The sequence below is a fragment of the Francisella halioticida genome (assembly GCF_002211785.1).
Lineage (GTDB): Bacteria > Pseudomonadota > Gammaproteobacteria > Francisellales > Francisellaceae > Francisella > Francisella halioticida.
Genome location: NZ_CP022132.1, coordinates 1,233,280 through 1,252,679, shown reverse-complemented (window position 1 = coordinate 1,252,679; position 19,400 = coordinate 1,233,280). Strand labels below are relative to the sequence as shown.

Here is a 19,400-nt window from a genome sequence, read left to right as displayed (position 1 = left end):
CCAGGTAATTATAAATATATATCTATAACAAAAAAGTTTAGAATTAACGGACGTTTATACTGGTACAAAAACTATCAAATATGGCAAGACTTAAAATTTTATCTGCAGATGAATTCGATAATTTATACTCTCTCCCAAAATTAGAGAAGCAAGATCGTGATTTCTTATTTGAGTTGGATGAAGCTGATCATTTATATTTAAATTCTCTAGTAGACTTATCATCTAAAATTGATTATATACTGCAGGTGGAATATTTCCGATTATCCCAGTATTTTTTTAGCTTTACACTACATGGAGTAAGGCAAGATGTATGGCATATAATTGAAACTTACTATCCAGGCTCTAAGTTCCCTATGAAAAGCCCAAGTAAGCATTTTATATATCAAAATCGGCAAGCCATCCTACAAAAATATGGAATGTTCTCATATGAAAATAATTTTAGAAAAAAACTAGAGAAACATGCGAAGAACCTAGCTAAACAACATGTAGTACCAAAATACATATTTGATTCAATTTTAGATTTTTGCCATCAAAATAAAGTGGTTAGACCTGGGTATAGTGTACTTCAAGAAATTGTTTCACAAGCTTTAGAAAATGAAAAGAATCGGTTGAGTAATAAGCTATATTTGTTAATGGATAAACCATTAAGAGTAGAGCTTCAAAAACTCTTAGAAAAAAATGATGATTATTATCAATTAACGATCATCAAAAAAGATCAAAAAGATTTTGCTACTAGAGATATTAAAAGTACAGTTGAGAAGCATCAGTTTTTAATTGAAATATATCATAAAGCCATTCATATCATAAAGAAATTGGATTTAACTGAACAAAATATTTTATATTATGCTGATTTAGCAGAGTACCATACTATATATTGTTTAAAGCATATGAGAAAAAAGAACTTAGCTCGATTGTACCTTATATGTTATGCCTTCCATCGTTATCAAAAAATAAATGATTATTTAATATTTAGTTTCAACCATAAAGTTAATCGTTATATAGCAGATGCTGATGAGCATCAAAATAAAGCATATGAAGAGTTTTTATATGATGAAAATAAAGATAGAAACTCAGCGGCAGATATTTTAGCCTTACTTGGCAATAAAAATATAATGGATAATGAACTTAGACATAAAGCCTATGATATTGTCCCAAAAGAATTCTTACCCAATTTAATTAGAAAGTTTAGGAAGCCTCAATTTAATGCTGAATTTCACCGCTGGGAATATTATGCTCAATCATCAGCATCAATTAAACAGAATCTTAGAGCAAGTTTTAAGGTTATTAATTTCAAATCTAAAGATAAGCAATTATCGGAAGCTATAAACTTTTTTAAAGCACATCTTAATAGCAATAACTCTTTTAAAGAATATACCTTTGATGAGTTTTGTATATCTTTTATACCTAGAGCATTAAGGCGTTATGTGATTGAGAAAATAAGGCTCAAAAATAGCAGTAAAAAAATCAAGAAAATAAATGCAGATCGTTATGAGTTTATGTTATACATGCTTATAGAAAAAGGTATTAGTAACGGTACTATTACCATAGCAGATAGCTTAAGCTACAAATCATTAAATGATGAATTAATTCAAGATGATGACTGGAACAAACATAAGTCAAAATTGGTTGAAAAGCTCGGAAATAAGTTACTTCAGACGGATATAAACACTATTCTTAAACAGTTTGAAAAAGAGTTAAGTAGCAAATACCACGACATTAATAAAAATATAAGTACTGGCGTTAATAAGAAAATAAAAATTAAATATAATAAGCTGGGGGAGTTGTTAAGGTGGAGATTACCATACAAGAAGATAGATGATGGAGTTAATAACCCATTCTATGAAAACCTTGCAACAGTAAGCATTAGCGATGTAATATCTCACGCTATAAAAGCCTCTGGATTTATAAAAAAATTCACTCATGTCCTACCTAAGTATTCTAAGAATCATGCCACGGAGTCAGCAATATCCGCATGCATTGTTGCTAAAGGTACAGGCAGTGATATTTATAGGATGAAAGATATAAGTGATATCAAGCAACATGAGTTAGAATCAGCGTCTAATGACTTTATTCGTATTAAAACCCTATCTGAAGCCAACGATGTAATTATGAACAAAGTAGAAAAGTTACCTATCTTTGAGAAATATACATTAGCTGACTATGGAATACATGCTAGTGTTGATGGGCAGAAGCTGGAAACTAAATATAACACTATTAAAGCAAGACATTCATCAAAATATTTTGGCTTTGGAAAAGGTATATCAGCATATACATTATTCGCAAATTGTCTTCCTTTGTGCTCCAAAATTATTGGTGCTAATGAACATGAAAGCCACTATTTATTTGATATTTTAAACAGCAATACTACTGATGTAAGAATCTCAGCGGTATCTGGTGATATGCATAGTATAAACAGACTTAATTTTGCACTATTACATTTCTTTGGATATCGTTTCATGCCAAGATTTACTAAATTAGATGAAAAAGCTAAAATTAACTTAGTTTCTTTTGATAAGATAGAAATATATGAGAAATATACTGTCAAACCATCGAAGCAGGTTAATGCTAAGCTAATAATAAAAGAGTGGGATAATATTCTTAGGATTTTAACCACTCTTGGACTTAAGAAAAATACCCAAAGTCATATAGTTAGAAAGTTATCATCATATAAGTCAAATGATACATTGCGTGCTTTGGTGGAACTTAACAAAATTATAATGAGTTTATATATGTTAGATTACATAGATGATGAACAAATTAGAAAAAATGTTCATAGATCTCTTAATAGAGGAGAATCATATCATCAGTTAAGGTCAGCAATTGCTAAGGTTAGCTCACGTAAACTTACTGGTAAAACTGAAAAAGAGTTAATCATCAATAATGAAAGTGCTAGATTAATAGCAAATTGCATTATTTTCTATAACGCATCGATTTTGTCGGGTATCTATAGCTATTATAAAGATAAAGGAATGGAAGATAAGTGTGAACAAATCATAAGATTTTCACCTGTAGCGTGGCAACATATTAATTTGATTGGAATGTATGAATTTAACAAAGGTACTGAAAGCCTTGATTTACAAGGGATTATAGAATCTTTGCTTAGTAATTCTAAAATCAATTTGTCAGCTGTAAACTAGATATATCAGTAGTTACAGCTATGCTCGCGGAAATTCCGTACCTTCCTGAATAGAACCCCTAGATGCTGCATAAAAGCAAGGAATAAAAATATTTTATAAAGTGGTATTGAATAACAGGGACAGTTTATTTTTTGGAACTTTAAAAGTAGAGTTAGTACATGATGAAAGCTATAAAACTAGAGAAGAAGCTAAACTATCAATATTTGAATATATTGAAGCTTACTATAATACAAAAAGGAGACATTCTACAATAAATTATATGACTCCATATCAATTTGAATATATAATGGAAAATGAAGTAGTAAACTGTCCCAAATTGACGGGGTAGATCATTCATAGCTTTGAAGCTTTTCCTCAAGCTTAAAAAGATTAGTGTTTTTTACTATCCATTAGTTTTTTGATACCTACAAAAGCGACATTAAATATTACAAGACCTAGAAATATTCCAATAAAGTTAAAGGCTTGGATTCCTTCCATAATACCAATTAGCGAAGCCACAAAACCAAGTTTAACTTGCTTGTTTATAATCTTAGGTTGCATAATATTATCTGTAAAGATATTAAGAGCAAAGCCGACTATTAAAATGATAATAGCTTTTGTAGTAACATATATTACAAATATAGCAGTGCCTAAAAGTAATAGCTGTAAGGAATATTACCAAACTGACTTTACGAGTTGTTATAATTGCTGTTGATATAAAGAAAAGTTACATAACTACCAAATATCAAAGTAGAATTAGCATTTGTGAAGCATAATCTTTGAGTTATATATAAGGTTAATGTTGATAATCCGTAGAAACTAAAGCATTCCCACATCTCTACGAAGAATAAAAATTTGAACCTTTTAAAGTGTTTTAAAGATTCCATTAGTGATTAAAATAAATATGAGTAACTTAAGATTTTATTGAGAAACAGTTTGGCAAAATTTGACAAACTTTTTATTTGTTAGGATGTAGAAAAATAATATAGCTAACAATGTTTGCACAGAATAAAATACATAGTAACTAAGGATATCTAATCCTCCATATGCTTTGGGGCCTAGCCAAATATTAATTGCTAATATCCATAAGTAAATCAGAAGAGGGGATACACATTTAATTATATTTATAGGTTTAGTAGATTTATTGTTTTTTATGTTTACAATGATAAATAAAAGCATAAATACACTTATGGCTACAGTTAAATAACTCATATCTTTTGCGCCAATAAAGGCAAAAAAACTAGTTTGGACAATAAATAATAAATAGCAAATAGGTTTAGCTAAAGGCATTTTAAATTTTCTTTCTGCATGCTTTTGACTATTTCTCATTCCAACTAGTGATAAAGGTATGACCATATACATTAAAACAATTAGTGCGGTAATAAATAAAATAAGTACAGCCCAGCTTCTAAATAAGAAGAGAAAGACTAAAGCCAATAAAAAGTTAAATATCATTGCTCTGTATGAGACTAAGAATTTAGGATGTAGTTTTGCGAAAAAAGCAGGCATTATTTTTTCTGATGACATACCAAATAATACTCTAGATGCAGAACCAACAAATGTAATACCAGTTCCTGAAGGAGATATAACAGCATCGACATATAGAATTAAAGATATTATATTTAGACCTAGTAACGTAGTTATTTGTACAAATGGGGAATTGAAATTTAATGTGTGCCAGTCGTTATTTGCTATTTGGTTTTTATCTAAAGCACCTATAAATGCTGTCTGTAAAATTATATATACAATAAAACAGATTAATATAGATAATATAATACCTAAAGGTATAATCTTTTCAGGATTTTTGATTTCACTAGCAAAGGAAGTCGGTAATTGAAAGCCATTGAAGGCATATATCATACCTGCTGAAGTTATAGCTATAAAAATTGAATTTACTCCATATGGCGCTATTTGGTTGTCATATGCCTTAAAGTTACCTGGGTCAAAGTATACTCCTATTATCACTAAAGCTACAAAAACAGGGATAATAACTTTAAAAATAGCAATCGTATTGTTAATTCTAGCAAACACTTTCATTCCTATCATATTTATTATCCAATAAAATACCAAAAATACTAAAGTTAAAGTGAGTCCTTGCCATGTTAGAGATCCTTTGTACATAAATATTTCAGAAAGGTGTGGAGATATATAAGATAGGTATTGAGTAGATGCTTGAGCCTCTCCTGGCATACTACCCACGAGTTCTAGCCATATAGCGAAGGAGAATATAGCTCCGAAATATTTATTATGAGATATTGATCCCATCCTTCCAACTATTCCTCTCACAGGGTACATAACAGCAACTTCAGATACTGCTAGCGCCATTAGAATAAAAAATATTAAAATAATAAACCATGAAAAATATACACCAGAACCAGCTTCTTTTGCTCCCAAATAAGAACTGAAAAGCCATCCGCTACCTATAATTCCACTGACAGAAATTAATATAACTGTCATAAGACCTACACTCTTTTTCTCTATTGCTTGACTCATGTTTTTGTTAAAAAATATTAATAGTATCGTTCCATTATATATTTTTTTCTAAGTTTCATGAAGAGAAGTCGTTGAATAATTTAATAAAGGTTCATGTTTCTTCGTGGAAGAATTGGTTTTAAAATGGATGGGTAGTTTTGATAATTTTTTTATGCCATTTGAGCTAGTAAAGTCAACTGGGATGAAGATTTAGAAACTATGTATAGTTTTGAAGGTTTTCCTCAAGTTTAAGGAAATTAGTATTCTTTTCCATCCATTAGTTTTTCGATACCTACAAAAGCAACATTAAATATCACAGGACCTAGAAATATTCCGATAAAACCAAAGGCTTGGATTCCCCCCATAATACCAATTAGTGAGGCCACAAAACTAGGTTTAACTTGCTTGTTTATAATTTTAGGTTGCATAATATTATCTGTAAAGATATTAAGTGCAAAGCCGACTATTAAAATGATAATAGCTTTTGTAGTACCATATATTACAAATACGGCAGCTCCTAAAAGTATATAAACAATACCAACCATAAAAGGTACCATTGAAGCTATAGCAGAAATAAAAGCAAAAAGTATCGGGCTTGGCATAGATAATATCGAGAAGGTAACTCCCATAATTACACCAACAAGTATAGCTGTAAGAAATATCGCTAAACTAACTCTGCGAGTTGTTATAATTGCTGTTGATATAAAGCTATCACTATCATTGAAATCTTTCAAGACAACTTTTTTGAAGAATTTCTCTACAGTCGTACCACTTACTAAAAATTGATAAACAAGTAGTATTGTTATCAAGAAATCAGTTACTAAACTTATAGATGTAGCACCTATATACTTTATCGCAGGTAAAAGTTGTCCAAGGTTAGTGATAATTTTTTCTTTATCATGTTTAATTATAGTTATTAGCTTATCAAAATGTTGCTGCAGATATTCACCAGCATATGGAATCTTAGCTATAGAATTACTAAGTTGAGTAAAAGTCTGAGATAAAGACTCAGCATTCTGCAAATAAGCTATAATCTCGGCAATAGCATATGATATTACTATTAGCATGGGAATAAAAATACATAATAAGATCCCCATAGCTATGAGAAAGCTACTATTATGTCTACCTATGTGCTTTTCTAGATTTACTTGTAAAGGAGCCAGTATTATGGCCAGAAGAGCTGCAAATAAAATAGGGTAAATAAAAGGATATAGTACCCATATTATTAATACACCAATTAAACATGAAATGCTTAGTTTTTTGATTATGGAGTAACTATTCATTGTTTAGTTTCTAATAAAAATAATCTAAAAGATAGCATAATAATATCAATGAAGCCACATTAAAAATATGACCACATTTATTCAAAAAAGTATTACAAAGTAATAATGGATTCCATGAACAAAAATTTTGAATAAAGTTGTTAAGTATATTTAAATAGTTTTGCAAAACAAAAAACATACTTAACATGGATGAAATACTACATATAACAGAAATTAAATTATAGCTTTCTCCTTCTTTGCTTTTATTGGTAATTTCACCCTCTTAAATACATGCCTTAAAAAGTGATCACCACTAATAATAAAATCTAATTGATACTGCAGTTACTTAGCTAAGCATTTTATTTCTTTTGGCAATAGCTTGATTAACTATTTTATTAAATTGCTTATAACTACAATAGCTTTTGTTATTACATGCTGGTATTTTAATACCTTTACCATTATAGATTACTTTTACTATGTAGCTATTATTTATCTTGAACAACTCAAAATTTATATATGAAGCATAATGAGGATTTATAGTTATAGGATCACCAAGAGCACTCATTACAATCGCTATAGTAGTATCATGTCCTCCATAAACAACGTACTTGAGTTTTTTATTGTGAGTATTAATTTTTGAGGATAAATATTTATTTAGATTATCCAAGAATGGAGATCCAAGTAAATCTCCAATATTTTTTGGAGTAAGCTCATATAATCCAGCCCAGTTAGTTAACGGGTAATATTTATCATAAGTTTTCATACTAATACCTTTAGGAAAAGGAACTTTATAAATTTTACGGACATGTAAATCATCAAAAAAACCACCAGCATCAGAAAGATTTGTTATTTTATATCCTGCAATTCTAGACCATTGATCTAATTGTTTATTAGATACTTCACCATTATATTTTTTCCATAGTGCTTGAGTATGAACTTCTTTTTTTGCAAGTTTATTAAATACCTGTAATTCTTTTCCAGATCCAATATCAAATACTGGAGCATTTGGTAAGGTAAATATAGGTATTGAGTTTAAGGCTCCTGGCAACGCAGGTGATCCTGAAGCTAATTTTGGACCGGTTCCAAGAGGATATAATCCATATAAAAAAGATTAGGTACTAATAACTAGTCTATTCTCTTGTCCTGCCCATGATATTATAGTTCCATTAGAGTATGTCTTTGGTAAAAGATGATATTTATTTAGATAAATCTTTCTTATATGTTTCCCAAGTTTATATTCTTCTTTCATTCCAAGAGGTGTTAATTCGCCATTACCTTCTGACCATGAGTGGTTATATTGAGGGTTTTTAATTGGCATATATGGAGTTCTATCTCCATGTCTAATAAGAGTCGCTGCAAATATAAGTTTACCCTTAGATATAGCATTATCTTTTACTAATGATGCATTCTCCGAAAAAAACTCCTATTGATAAACTAAATAGGCTAGCAACTAACACGGTAGCAATTTTGTTTAAATTCATTTTAATTATCTCCTTTAAGTTTTAGTGTTTATTATTTTTTTGTTATAAAGGTCAATTTTATTTATTTTCTCATCAGAGATCTACCTTTTGAATCAGCAAATCTTATTTGAAAGAATAAATATATTATGGGGTAGTATATTACACGTTGTTAGAACCAGATTATGCTATAGTTTATAAAGAGAATAAGCATATCCTAAAGGAGATATTAATGAGTAACTATAATTATGATAATTTCTCATCAGATGATTATAATTTTGAAACATCTCAAGGGTTAAGTGCTGGAGATAAAGCTGTTGATATAAAATTAGAAACAGTAGAAGGAAGTTGTCAAAATATCCTTAATTTTACTGGAGATTATTTGATTTTTGAGATGGGTAGTATTACTTGTCCGTTGTTTCAAGGAAGAAGAGATTCTATGTCTAAGCTAGCTAAAGACTATAGTGATTTATCATTTGTAGTACTATATGTAAGAGAAGCTCATCCAGGGTTAAATATTAAGAAACATGAAAGCTATGATGATAAAAAAAGTTGTGCAACAGAATTAAAAAATGTAGATAAAGAAAAAAGGACTATATTTATTGATGATATAAATGGTGATGCACATAAAGTATGCCTAATGCGGTATTTATTATTAACAAAGAGAAAAAGATAGTTTTTAAATTAGATTGGAATAATCCTGTTCTTGTAAGAAAGGCTATAGAGTCATTGTTAGCAAATAAAGAATTACCAAAGAAAGACTTTTTTTATCCAGTGAATCCTTTTTTAGCCAGAAAAGTGCTGAAAAAAGCGGGTAAAGGTTCAGCAAAGGATTTTCTCTCAAGTTTACCTACTTTGATATACAAGAATGTTATTAAAAGGAATTTGAGAGCTTTGTTTAGTAAAAGATAAACATATAACGTTGATTTAATAATTTATTCTAAGATGTATATTATTCGTTTTGAATTTAAATATAGTCAGAATAAGACAAGATAAAAAAGATAAAGAAATTACCAACCAGTAACTTCTTTAAGCCTAGAGCCTAGCTCTGCAGGTGATCTGGTATAAGCAATACCAGCAGCTTCAAAAGCAGCAAATTTCTCATCAGCTGTACCCTTACCTCCAGAGATAATAGCACCAGCATGGCCCATACGTTTTCCTGGAGGGGCTGTAACACCAGCAATGTATCCAATAACTGGCTTAGTTACATTATCTTTGATATATTCAGCAGCTTCTTCTTCAGCTGTACCGCCAATCTCACCAATTAAGATTATAGCTTCTGTTTGTGGATCATTCTCTAGAAGTTTTAGAGCCTCAATTTGGTTCATACCAGGGATTGGATCACCACCTATACCTATACAAGTTGATTGGCCAAAACCTAGTTTAGTAGTTTGAGCAACTGCTTCATAAGTCAAAGTACCAGAACGAGAGATGATACCAACTCTACCAGGCTGATGGATGTGCCCAGGCATAATGCCAATTTTACATTCACCTGGAGTGATAACACCAGGGCAGTTAGGGCCAACTACTTGTACATCCTTACCTTTTAAGTATTCTTTAACTACTAACATGTCTAGAGTAGGAACACCTTCAGTAATGATCACAATTAGTTTAACACCAGAATCAATAGCTTCGATTGCAGAATCTTTTACAAATGGAGCAGGTACATAGATTACAGATGCATCTGCACCAGTAGCTTTTACAGCTTCTTCCATTGTGTTAAAAACAGGCCTGTCTAAATGAGTTTGACCACCTTTACCAGGAGTTACACCGCCAACGATCTTTGTACCATAAGCAATAGCTTGCTCTGAATGAAAAGTACCATTTTTACCAGTAAAACCTTGTACTAAAACTTTTGTATCTTTATCAATTAATACGCTCATTATTTAATATCCTTTTAACTGTTTTAATTTATTAACTTAGTGACTTTACAACTTTATCAGCAGCATCAGCCAAACCATCTGCAGGGATGAGCTTTAAGCCTGATTCTGTTAAAATTTTAGAACCTAATTCAGCATTGTTACCTTCTAGGCGAACTACTACTGGCACAGTTACGTTTACTTCTTTAACAGCATCAATAATTGCTTCTGCAATCATATCACAGCGTACAATTCCACCAAATATATTGATTAAAACAGCTTTTACATTTTCATCATCCAAGATTAGTTTGAAAGCTTCAATTACTCTTTCTTTAGTAGCACCACCACCTACATCTAGGAAGTTTGCAGGTTTACCGCCATATAGTTGAATAATGTCCATAGTTGCCATAGCAAGACCAGCACCATTCACCATACAACCAATATTTCCTTCAAGAGCAACATAGTTTAGTTCATGCTCAGAAGCTTTAAGCTCTTTAGCATTTTCCTGAGACTTATCTCTTAGGGCTAAAAGTTTAGGGTGTCTATAAAGAGCATTTGAATCAAGGTTTATTTTACCATCAACACAAACAATGTCACCATTTTCTCTTACAGCAAGAGGGTTGATCTCAAATAAAGCAAAATCACATTCTACAAAAGCTTTATAAGCACCTAACATAGTTTTAACAAAATCACTGATTTGTTTTCCTTCTAAACCTAATTTAAATGCTACTTCACGAGCTTGGAATGGTTGAAGACCAACTAATGGATCAACTTCTACTTTAAGGATCTTCTCAGGAGTATTGTGAGCAACTTCTTCAATATCTACACCACCTTCAGTCGATGCCATAAAAGTTACCTTACGGCTAGATCTATCAACAACAGCACCTAGATATAATTCGTTAGTTACTGGGTATACATCTTCGAAGATACCTACAGAGTTGACTGGTTGGCCTTCAGCATCTGTTTGGAATGTTACTAGATTTTTGCCAATAAGGCTTTCTGCTACTTCACGAGCTTCTTGAGATGATTTAACAACTTTAACACCGCCAGCTTTACCACGACCACCCGCATGTACCTGAGCTTTTACTACCGCAAATTTACCACCAATTTGGTCAAATGCTTGAGCAGCTTCATTTGGGTTGTGAGCCACAATACCTTTTTGAACTTTTAGACCATAGCTTTCTAAAAGATCTTTAGCTTGATATTCATGTAAGTTCATCGATTTTCTTCCTTATTTGATCGTTTGACAAAAATTTTGTAAATAACAGGTGGAATGATAACGTATTTACTTTTTTTTTTCTAATAAAAAGCAGCTAAATATAGATGAAGGTTTTAGCTTAATCATTAATATTTCCTATTATTCGTATTGTATGGTATTTATTTTATACTTGCAAATAGTCATTTTTTATAAAAATAATAAAGTTAACATCCAGGTTGAAGTGGTTCTTCTTACTGTTGAAATAAATAACTTAAGTTTATTTTTTTACAATAAAATACTATATTAGTATTTTGATTTTCCTATAATATGATAATGTTAGTTTAGTAAATTAAAAAAAATAATAAGGTAAATGAAAATGTTTGATTATATATTTGATAAGATGAAATCGACTATTTTTTCAAAAATTACACCATTTCAATTGATTTTAACATCGTTGTTTGCATTTGTATTTGGTTTTATTCCAGGGATATCATATTCGCCATTATTATTCGTCGGGGTATTATTCCTAGTTATTATCCTTAGAATTAATATAGGTGTATTTGTATTTATTTTAATAATAGCAAAAGCTCTTTCATTTGTTTTAGAAGCTGTTAGCTTTTCATTAGGGCGATTCTTGCTTGATGGATTTACTCAACCTATATTTAAAACGTTAGTTAATACTCCTGTAGTTGCATATGCTGGTTTTGATTATTATCTTGTTACTGGAGCTTTTATACTTTCAGTGATTTTAGGTTTAATTTTTGGAGTTATTATTGCCAAAGCTTATAAAAAAGTAGTTGCAAAAATGTCAGTGATTAAAACTGGCACAGAGATATACAATAAGATTACAAAAAACTTTTTTGTAAAAATTGCTAGCTGGATTTTTCTAGGTAAAAATATTGCAAAAATTGACTGGGTTAAGATGAAGAATCGTAAATTCAGACAGCCATTTAGGATAACAGGAGTCATTTTAATTGGTCTGATTATTGCAGCTATTTTTTATTCACCAGAGGTTTTAGAAACTTCATTAGTTTCAAATATAATTAAACAACAACTAACAAAAGCAAATGGTGCGACAGTTGATTATGATTCTTTAAACTTAAATTTGACAGATGCAAGACTTAAAATAACAGGACTAGGAGCAGCAGATCCTATAGATCTTAATAAAGATAGATTCTATGCTAAATCTATTAGTGCTAGTATAAATATTTCAAACTTGCTAACAAGACAAATAGCTTTAAAAGATGTCGTTGTTGATGGTGTATCTTTTGATAAACAAAGAGAATCTAAAGGGAAGTTATATACTAATAATACAAAACCAAAATCTCAAGAAGAGAATGAACTAGCTAAAAAGCAAGCTATTGATAATCTTAAGAAGATAGGGGGAGGCATACAGCAAGTTAACTTACAACAACTAAAAGATAATGCCAAAGAAGTAAAAAATATTGCAAGTAACATAAAAGGAGCAGTAGAGTTCTTATCAAGCTTTAGATCTAATGAGACTAAAGTTACTGACTCTCAAGTTAAGCAGCAAATTATTACACCTAAAGATCAAGCGCAAGTTTATGGTTATGCAAATGTTAGAAATGAGAGTTTACGTGACAAATACCCTAGTTTTGTAGTCCAAAATATTGATGTTAAAGACTATAAAGATGGTGATACTTTATATGATGCAACTATCACTAATATATCGACTAATCCAGAGTTATTAGCGAAACCTACAAAAATAGGTATTAAGTCAACAAATAATCAAAATCTTGATGTTGGTGTAGTTATCTCTAATAAACCAAATATTGATAATACAGTTAAATTTAATTTAGATAATGTTGCAGGAGATGCTATAAAAGGTTTGACTGTTCAAGGTATAGGATTCGATGCTAAGAGCTTAGCGGTATCTGGTAAAGGAACTTGGCAGTTTAGTGGAGTTAGGAATGTGACGTTTAATATTCCGTTACAGTTAAAGTTCAAAAATGTAGCTATTAGTTTTAATCAATTCAAGCAAAAAGTATCTGATCTAACTCTAAAAGGTGTTGTTTCAGGAGATTTAAATAATGTTGGATTTGGTTTAGATACATCATCGTTGAAGAATTTATTAAGTGTTGATACTGTAAAAAACACAGCATCACAGATAGCTAAACAAGCTGGGTTAAATGATAAGGCTCAACAGTTTATAAATAATACTAAAATAAATGGTAAGTCTATAAAAGATTTAAACCCTCAAGATTTAAAAAAATTAAACTCTCAAGATGTGAAAAACTTAGCATCTAGTTTTGGCGTTCAGATCTAACCCCTATTTTTTAAATTTTATCTTTATAATAATTGCTGCTTAACTTTTGCAAGTTTTATTACTGTTGGCTAGGTTCTATCAGATATTGTATGAAAAAAATATTAATAACTATTTTGGGTGTTTCGGTACTAGTTCTATCAAGTTGTTCTAATTACCATAAAAATAAAGTAGGTGTTCATAGTGATGAACAAAGACCAGAGAATTATGCGAAAATTATTGCTATTCCAGTAGTTGTAGATCAGCTTTTAAATGATGAAATGACTCCAACAATAGGTCCTAAGGATGCTAAAAAGGCGGTAATTGTCTTTTATGATTACGGTTGTTATAGATGTACGAAAAGTTATCCGAAGATGGTTAAACTAGTTAATGAAGAACCAAATGTGAAATTTATATTTAAAGCTTACCCATAGTCATCCAGAGTAAATAATAAAGTTCCTAATTATGCTTCATTGGTTGCTAATGAGTCGTATTTACAAGGCGGAGCTAAGTTGTTTTCTGAATATAAAAAGATTATATATGGTCAGCGTGAAGTAAATGGCAAATTAACAATACAAGATGTTGATAATGCTATTAAACAGTTAGGAATTGCTACAGACAAGTCTAGACTTAAGCGACAAGCAGAAAAAGAAGAGTTAAGTACTAAAAGAGTAGCTAAGCTTATAGGTTTCCAAGGACCATCTTCATATATTGTTTTACCAACAGCACTTGCGAAAATGAACTCTGAACAGCTGGAGGCTAATGTTGGCCAGATATCTGTTATAGCTATCAAAGATACAAAAAATTCTGATGATTATCATAAGCTAATTAGTGAAACTATGAACAAGATAAAAGTACAACTAAAAAAGATTAAATAAAAATTTAAAATTATAACTTTCAAGATTTATCTGCGATCTCTGCCTCCCTTCTCATTGTACCATCTACTTTCTTGGGTTGCTTGTGGTATTGCTTAAGTGCTTATACCGATTTGAGTTGATGAGTTTAATTTACCTCATTGAAGAACGTCTTAGTTAATAGTTATTGTAGCTTATGTATAAAGATTTTTGGTTAAGGCAAAAATAGTTGCTATTTGTCAAAAATCTTTAGCGCCTCTAAAAGAATATCAACATTGGCATTTTTTTTAGTAGAGTTTTCACTTAGATATCTACGGTAAACTTTTGCATTTGGTAAGCCATTAAATAGGTTTAGGGTATGCTTTGTTATATTATTAAGTTTAATAAAAGAGTCATTTTGCATTTGTTGTATGATATATTTAGCCATTTTATATCCAATTTCTAGAGGTGTTGTTTGTAATGGTTGTTGGCTATAAAATTCATGGTCAAAATCTTTAAATATCATAGGGTTATAATATGCTTCTCGACCTATCATTACACTATCAACATGCTTTAAATGCCTGTGGATATCTTTGGTAGTTGCAATACCTCCATTGATACCAAGTTCTAGATCTGGGAGGTCTTTTTTTATGTTATAGACGACATCATATTTAAGTTTAGGTATTGTACGGTTCTCCTTTGGTGATAATCCATTTAGCCATCCTTTACGAGCATGGATACAAAGAAAATCAACACCTGCTTGTACTTGCTTGTCTACAAAGTTATATAATTCATCATAACTATCATTATGATCATAACCTATACGACACTTAACAGATACTGGAATGTTAAGAGTATCTTTCATTGCTTTGACACAATCAGCAACTAAGTCTGGTTCTGCCATAAGAGATAAACCAAAGTTACCTTTTTTAACTCTTTCACTAGGACAACCAACATTTATATTTATTTCATCATAGCCTAAGTTTTCAGCTAATTTACCACATGTTATAAAATCTTTAGGAACACAGCCGCCAAGTTGTAGAGTAACAGGATTTTCTTCAGGATTATATTTAAGCAGAAAATCTTTATTACCGTGAAGTATTGCATTGAGTGTAACCATTTCTGTATATAGCATGGTTTTTTTTGTTATCAAGCGCATCATGTAACGATAATGTCTATCTGTCCAATCAAGCATTGGCGCAATGCATATTCTTCTACTATTTTGGTTCATTTTTTAAATATAAAATAATTAATTAACTATATTGGATCGTTATTATAACTTAAACGATGAATGATTTTATCTATTGGAGTACGATATATTTCAGTATTTTTTGAATACCTGGCATAACGTGGGTCAGGTCTATCATATAACCAATTTGCTAAATCCCAGCCGTATGTGGTTTGAAAACAAAGTTTACCAAATTCTGTCAAATTAAATTCTGCTTGAGTCTGTAGGCAGCCTGTCATAAAGACATCAGCATAAGTTTGTAGGATAGGATATTTTTTTGTTGGAAATTCAGCATCCTTAAAATCCTTTACATACATCCAAAAATCTCCTTTGGGCAAGCTTTTTACTCCTAGGGGAACAATATCTTTACGAGGAACTTTGACTCTGCAATAAGAAGCTTCTCTTAAGTCTGTGGCAGAGATGTCACTGGCAGAAGCTTTGTAATATATAGCATTCATTACATATCCTTGGTTAGGAACAGCAAGTAAAAATGTTGCGTGTGATTTTTCTCCACGCGATGCCCATAATCTTTCAAACCCACTTACTAATACAGAGGCTGCATAAGTAGCATCAGGCACTGTTATCTGTCTAGAGGCTTTGTTCATAAGACTTCCATAACCAATAACATAGTTTTTTTTCTTTGGGTTGATATTCGGTCGACAGTTTGAGGTGTCTTCTGGTGTTTGTGAAAGTCTATTTTGTTCTAGTATTTGTAGCTCACTTTCATGTATAGATGTTGCTCTATCGAAGCCTGTTTTTTTACCTATAATGAAGCTTAAGTAAATTATTGCAATAATTGTAATGGTTATTAGTATATTCTTTTTTTTCAAAATCTAGACAAGAGAATTTTTAATGTTTCCTTAAATACTATCATTTCTGTATGAAATAAAAACCCTAAGGATTTAATACTTTTTATTTAAAACATAGTGATAGTACTATTATTCCTTTGACATAAAAGAACTTAAAGGTACGTTGAATTCTATTTGATGTATAGATTTGGCGCTTTCTGACTCAAACAAGCCATCAGAAAAAATATAAGCTAGAATAACTAGGATAGGAATCCCAACTGTGGTTATGGCTAATACTATTTTTATGGTTCTATTTTTCAAAATATTTTAATGTGAAAGATTTTAAATTGTGTATTATATCTATTTTTTTATTAAATGGAAGTATTGGGTTTAAATGCTCTGGTTGAATCATAGATTTAATATAAGTATTTATTTATGTTATAATGATGCCTTAATTAAGTTTATGAAAAAATGTAACTTGGAGCATGTTGATGTCTGAGAATAAAGCTTATGATTCATCGAGTATTAAAGTACTTAAAGGTCTAGATGCAGTTAGAAAAAGGCCTGGAATGTATATCGGAGACACTGATGATGGCAGTGGTTTGCATCACATGGTGTTTGAAGTTCTCGATAATGCTATTGATGAAGCATTGGCGGGACATTGTGATGATATTAAAGTTATCATTAATAAAGATGGCTCGGTGTCTGTTTCTGATAATGGACGAGGTATTCCAACAGATATACACAAAGAAGAAGGTCGTTCAGCAGCTGAAGTTATAATGACTATACTCCATGCCGGAGGTAAATTTGATGATAATTCTTATAAAGTATCAGGTGGTTTACATGGTGTGGGTGTATCGGTAGTAAACGCATTGTCAGAATCATTGTCATTAGATATTTGCCGTAACGGTTATAGGTATTTTCAAGAATATACCCATGGTGTGCCTCAGTATCCATTAAAACAGCTTGAAGAGACTAGTAAGAGTGGTTCAATGATTACGTTTAAACCAAGTAAAGATACTTTCTCTTTTGTTGATTTTGATTATGATATTTTGATGAAGAGAATTAGAGAATTATCATTCTTGAATTCTGGTGTGAAGATAGAACTTATTGATAAGATTAATAATAAATCTGAAGTTTTTAAATATGATGGTGGTATTATAGCTTTTGTAGAGTATTTAAATAAAAGCAAAAAACCAATTCATGAGAATGTTATAGCTGTAAGTGGTATCAAGGATGAAATTCAGGTAGAACTTGCTTTACAATGGAATGATTCTTATAAAGAGTCAATATTTTGTTTTACAAACAATATTCCACAACGAGATGGCGGTACTCACTTATCAGGTTTGAAGGCTGCTGTAACTCGTACTATGAACTCTTATATTGAATCAGAAGGCTTAAATAAGAAGTTAAAAGTTTCATTGACTGGTGAGGATACACGTGAAGGTTTAGCTGCGGTATTATCTATAAAAGTTCCAGATCCAAAATTCTCATCACAGACAAAAGATAAATTAGTATCCTCTGATGTTAAATCAGCTGTAGAATCTTTAGTCAATGAGAAGTTGCAAGAGTTTCTTTTAGAGAATCCTAAAGAAGCTAAAATTGTATGTGAAAAGATTTTAGACTCTGCGAAAGCTCGTGAAGCCGCTCGTAAAGCGCGTGACATGACTCGTCGCAAGGGTGCTTTGGATATAGCAGGCCTTCCGGGCAAACTAGCAGATTGTCAAGAAAAGGATCCATCTCTATCAGAAATATACTTGGTCGAGGGAGATTCAGCAGGTGGATCAGCTAAACAGGCTCGTGATCGTAAAACTCAAGCAATTTTACCTTTAAAAGGTAAGATTCTAAATGTTGAGAAAGCTCGCTTTGATAAAATGCTTGGTTCTCAAGAGGTTGCAACACTTATTAAAGCATTAGGTTGTGGTATAGGCGCAGAGGATTATAATCCTGATAAAACGAGATATCATAAGATTATCTTGATGACGGATGCTGATGTTGATGGTTCTCATATTAGAACACTTCTATTGACATTCTTTTACAGACAAATGCCAGAGCTTGTAGATCGAGGGTATCTATATATCGCTCAACCTCCATTATATAAAGTTAAAAAAGGTAAGCAAGAAACATATTTAAAAGATGAAGATTCTCTAGCAGAGTATCTTGGTAATATAGGTCTTGAAGGGGCTAACATTCACCTTAATAACAGTAATGTTATATCTGGACAGATCTTAGCAAATTATTATGAGCTTTATCAGAAATCTGAAAAGGTAATCAAAAAATATGCAAAAACATATCCTGAAAAACTGCTTAGAATTATGGCATATAGTGCAAAATATATTGATGATAATGTGGATATTAAACAATGGTGGCAAGCAATTGTAGAAAAATGTAATGAAAAAGCATTATCTTATGAGAGATTTAAGCTTATAGAATCTAAAGATATTGATAGTGATGATCAAGAAACCATTTCTTATGGAGTTAATCACTATATAAACGGTTATGATACTGATTACATAGTAAAAAATAGCTTCTTTACAACAAAAGATTATGAAGATCTTGTTACTTATGGTGATGTTTTGTCTGATATATCTTTCAAAGAGGCATATGTTGAGAGAGGATCTAAAAAAGAGTATATAGATGATTTTGAAGCGGCTATAGATTGGGTTTTACAAGAAGCTAGAAAAGGTAATGATGTTCAACGCTATAAAGGTTTAGGCGAAATGAATCCTGGACAACTTTGGGAGACAACTATGGATCCTGATAATAGAGTGTTGTTGCAAGTATCTGTAAAAGATGCCGTTGAGGCGGATGCTTTATTTACAACTCTTATGGGTGATGAGGTCGAACCACGTAGAAACTTTATTGAGTCAAATGCACTAAATGTTATAAACTTAGATGTATAATTATTTGAGCTAAATTTGTTT

Annotated in this window: 15 protein-coding genes and 2 pseudogenes; 8 read left to right on the top strand and 9 right to left on the bottom strand. The window is 31.0% G+C overall.

From position 1 onward, the window contains the following. The first annotated feature begins 80 nt into the window (after positions 1 to 80). Positions 81 to 3,137 carry a Tn3 family transposase gene (locus tag CDV26_RS06725; RefSeq protein WP_088771898.1) on the top strand — a complete coding sequence of 1,019 codons (3,057 nt, stop codon included), beginning with the start codon at positions 81 to 83 and terminating at the stop codon, positions 3,135 to 3,137. Positions 3,138 to 3,264: 127 nt separating this feature from the next. Beyond that, positions 3,265 to 3,465, top strand: a pseudogene (locus CDV26_RS06720) (IS3 family transposase); the annotation flags it as partial. Between the two features lie 41 nt (positions 3,466 to 3,506). On the opposite strand, the pseudogene CDV26_RS12135 reads toward CDV26_RS06720, so the two are convergent. The 5 genes and pseudogenes from CDV26_RS12135 to CDV26_RS06695 form a co-directional block, all read right to left on the bottom strand. Next, positions 3,507 to 3,837, bottom strand: a pseudogene (locus tag CDV26_RS12135) (AI-2E family transporter); the annotation flags it as partial. Between the two features lie 200 nt (positions 3,838 to 4,037). Continuing rightward, a complete protein-coding gene (locus CDV26_RS06710; protein WP_088772625.1) occupies positions 4,038 to 5,609 on the bottom strand; it encodes an APC family permease in 1,572 nt (523 codons plus the stop codon). A 236-nt stretch (positions 5,610 to 5,845) separates the two neighbouring features. Next, positions 5,846 to 6,871 (bottom strand): AI-2E family transporter, encoded by a 1,026-nt coding sequence (locus CDV26_RS06705; RefSeq protein WP_088772624.1) that lies wholly within the window; start codon positions 6,869 to 6,871, stop codon positions 5,846 to 5,848. Between the two features lie 325 nt (positions 6,872 to 7,196). After that, positions 7,197 to 7,898, bottom strand: a complete 702-nt coding sequence (locus tag CDV26_RS06700) for a histidine-type phosphatase (RefSeq protein ID WP_088772623.1) — start codon at positions 7,896 to 7,898, stop codon at positions 7,197 to 7,199. Between the two features lie 63 nt (positions 7,899 to 7,961). Continuing rightward, a complete protein-coding gene (locus CDV26_RS06695) occupies positions 7,962 to 8,168 on the bottom strand; it encodes a histidine-type phosphatase (protein ID WP_088772622.1) in 207 nt (68 codons plus the stop codon). Positions 8,169 to 8,539: 371 nt separating this feature from the next. Here CDV26_RS06695 and CDV26_RS06690 point away from each other — a divergent pair, with 371 nt between their 5' ends. Then, on the top strand, positions 8,540 to 8,983 hold the full coding sequence (locus tag CDV26_RS06690; protein WP_088772621.1) for a deiodinase-like protein: 444 nt from the start codon (positions 8,540 to 8,542) through the stop codon (positions 8,981 to 8,983). Beyond that, positions 8,941 to 9,219, top strand: a complete 279-nt coding sequence (locus tag CDV26_RS06685) for a hypothetical protein (protein ID WP_088772620.1) — start codon at positions 8,941 to 8,943, stop codon at positions 9,217 to 9,219. The genes CDV26_RS06690 and CDV26_RS06685 overlap by 43 nt, the downstream gene beginning before the upstream one ends. Positions 9,220 to 9,317: 98 nt before the next feature. On the opposite strand, the gene sucD is transcribed toward CDV26_RS06685, so the two are convergent. After that, a complete protein-coding gene (gene sucD, locus CDV26_RS06680; protein ID WP_088772619.1) occupies positions 9,318 to 10,190 on the bottom strand; it encodes a succinate--CoA ligase subunit alpha in 873 nt (290 codons plus the stop codon). A 31-nt stretch (positions 10,191 to 10,221) separates the two neighbouring features. Next, a complete protein-coding gene (sucC, locus tag CDV26_RS06675) occupies positions 10,222 to 11,385 on the bottom strand; it encodes an ADP-forming succinate--CoA ligase subunit beta (RefSeq protein ID WP_088772618.1) in 1,164 nt (387 codons plus the stop codon). Between the two features lie 355 nt (positions 11,386 to 11,740). On the opposite strand from sucC, the gene CDV26_RS06670 reads away from it, so the two are divergent. The 3 genes from CDV26_RS06670 (at position 11,741) to CDV26_RS13145 (ending at position 14,505) form a co-directional block, all read left to right on the top strand. Beyond that, complete coding sequence (locus tag CDV26_RS06670; protein ID WP_088772617.1) at positions 11,741 to 13,651, top strand: TIGR03546 family protein; 1,911 nt, start codon at positions 11,741 to 11,743, stop codon at positions 13,649 to 13,651. 89 nt (positions 13,652 to 13,740) lie between these two features. After that, on the top strand, positions 13,741 to 14,061 hold the full coding sequence (locus CDV26_RS13150; protein WP_245806405.1) for a thioredoxin domain-containing protein: 321 nt from the start codon (positions 13,741 to 13,743) through the stop codon (positions 14,059 to 14,061). Between the two features lie 78 nt (positions 14,062 to 14,139). After that, positions 14,140 to 14,505, top strand: coding sequence for a hypothetical protein (locus tag CDV26_RS13145; protein ID WP_245806404.1), 366 nt, complete (start codon positions 14,140 to 14,142; stop codon positions 14,503 to 14,505). 208 nt (positions 14,506 to 14,713) lie between these two features. Here the strand turns inward: CDV26_RS13145 and dusA are convergent, their stop codons facing one another. Both dusA and chaC read right to left on the bottom strand, forming a co-directional pair. Then, positions 14,714 to 15,691 carry a tRNA dihydrouridine(20/20a) synthase DusA gene (dusA, locus tag CDV26_RS06660; protein WP_088772616.1) on the bottom strand — a complete coding sequence of 326 codons (978 nt, stop codon included), beginning with the start codon at positions 15,689 to 15,691 and terminating at the stop codon, positions 14,714 to 14,716. 26 nt (positions 15,692 to 15,717) lie between these two features. Further along, positions 15,718 to 16,518: a gamma-glutamylcyclotransferase ChaC gene (gene chaC / locus CDV26_RS06655; RefSeq protein ID WP_088772615.1), complete on the bottom strand. Its 801-nt coding sequence runs from the start codon at positions 16,516 to 16,518 to the stop codon at positions 15,718 to 15,720. 449 nt (positions 16,519 to 16,967) lie between these two features. Here chaC and gyrB point away from each other — a divergent pair, with 449 nt between their 5' ends. After that, entirely contained in the window at positions 16,968 to 19,379 is a 2,412-nt protein-coding gene (gyrB, locus tag CDV26_RS06650; protein ID WP_169709726.1) for a DNA topoisomerase (ATP-hydrolyzing) subunit B, read from the top strand. Positions 19,380 to 19,400 lie beyond the last annotated feature (21 nt).

What these genes read in the sequence shown, in the direction of transcription:
- CDV26_RS06685 (WP_088772620.1), top strand. Translation starts at nt 8,941, where the DNA reads ATGCCTAATGCGGTATTTATTATTAACAAAGAGAAAAAGATAGTTTTT.
- CDV26_RS06705 (WP_088772624.1), bottom strand. Translation starts at nt 6,871, where the DNA reads ATGAATAGTTACTCCATAATCAAAAAACTAAGCATTTCATGTTTAATT.
- CDV26_RS06710 (WP_088772625.1), bottom strand. Translation starts at nt 5,609, where the DNA reads ATGAGTCAAGCAATAGAGAAAAAGAGTGTAGGTCTTATGACAGTTATA.
- sucD (WP_088772619.1), bottom strand. Translation starts at nt 10,190, where the DNA reads ATGAGCGTATTAATTGATAAAGATACAAAAGTTTTAGTACAAGGTTTT.
- sucC (WP_088772618.1), bottom strand. Translation starts at nt 11,385, where the DNA reads ATGAACTTACATGAATATCAAGCTAAAGATCTTTTAGAAAGCTATGGT.
- CDV26_RS06725 (WP_088771898.1), top strand. Translation starts at nt 81, where the DNA reads ATGGCAAGACTTAAAATTTTATCTGCAGATGAATTCGATAATTTATAC.
- gyrB (WP_169709726.1), top strand. Translation starts at nt 16,968, where the DNA reads ATGTCTGAGAATAAAGCTTATGATTCATCGAGTATTAAAGTACTTAAA.
- dusA (WP_088772616.1), bottom strand. Translation starts at nt 15,691, where the DNA reads ATGAACCAAAATAGTAGAAGAATATGCATTGCGCCAATGCTTGATTGG.
- CDV26_RS06690 (WP_088772621.1), top strand. Translation starts at nt 8,540, where the DNA reads ATGAGTAACTATAATTATGATAATTTCTCATCAGATGATTATAATTTT.
- CDV26_RS13150 (WP_245806405.1), top strand. Translation starts at nt 13,741, where the DNA reads ATGAAAAAAATATTAATAACTATTTTGGGTGTTTCGGTACTAGTTCTA.
- CDV26_RS06670 (WP_088772617.1), top strand. Translation starts at nt 11,741, where the DNA reads ATGTTTGATTATATATTTGATAAGATGAAATCGACTATTTTTTCAAAA.
- CDV26_RS06695 (WP_088772622.1), bottom strand. Translation starts at nt 8,168, where the DNA reads ATGCCAATTAAAAACCCTCAATATAACCACTCATGGTCAGAAGGTAAT.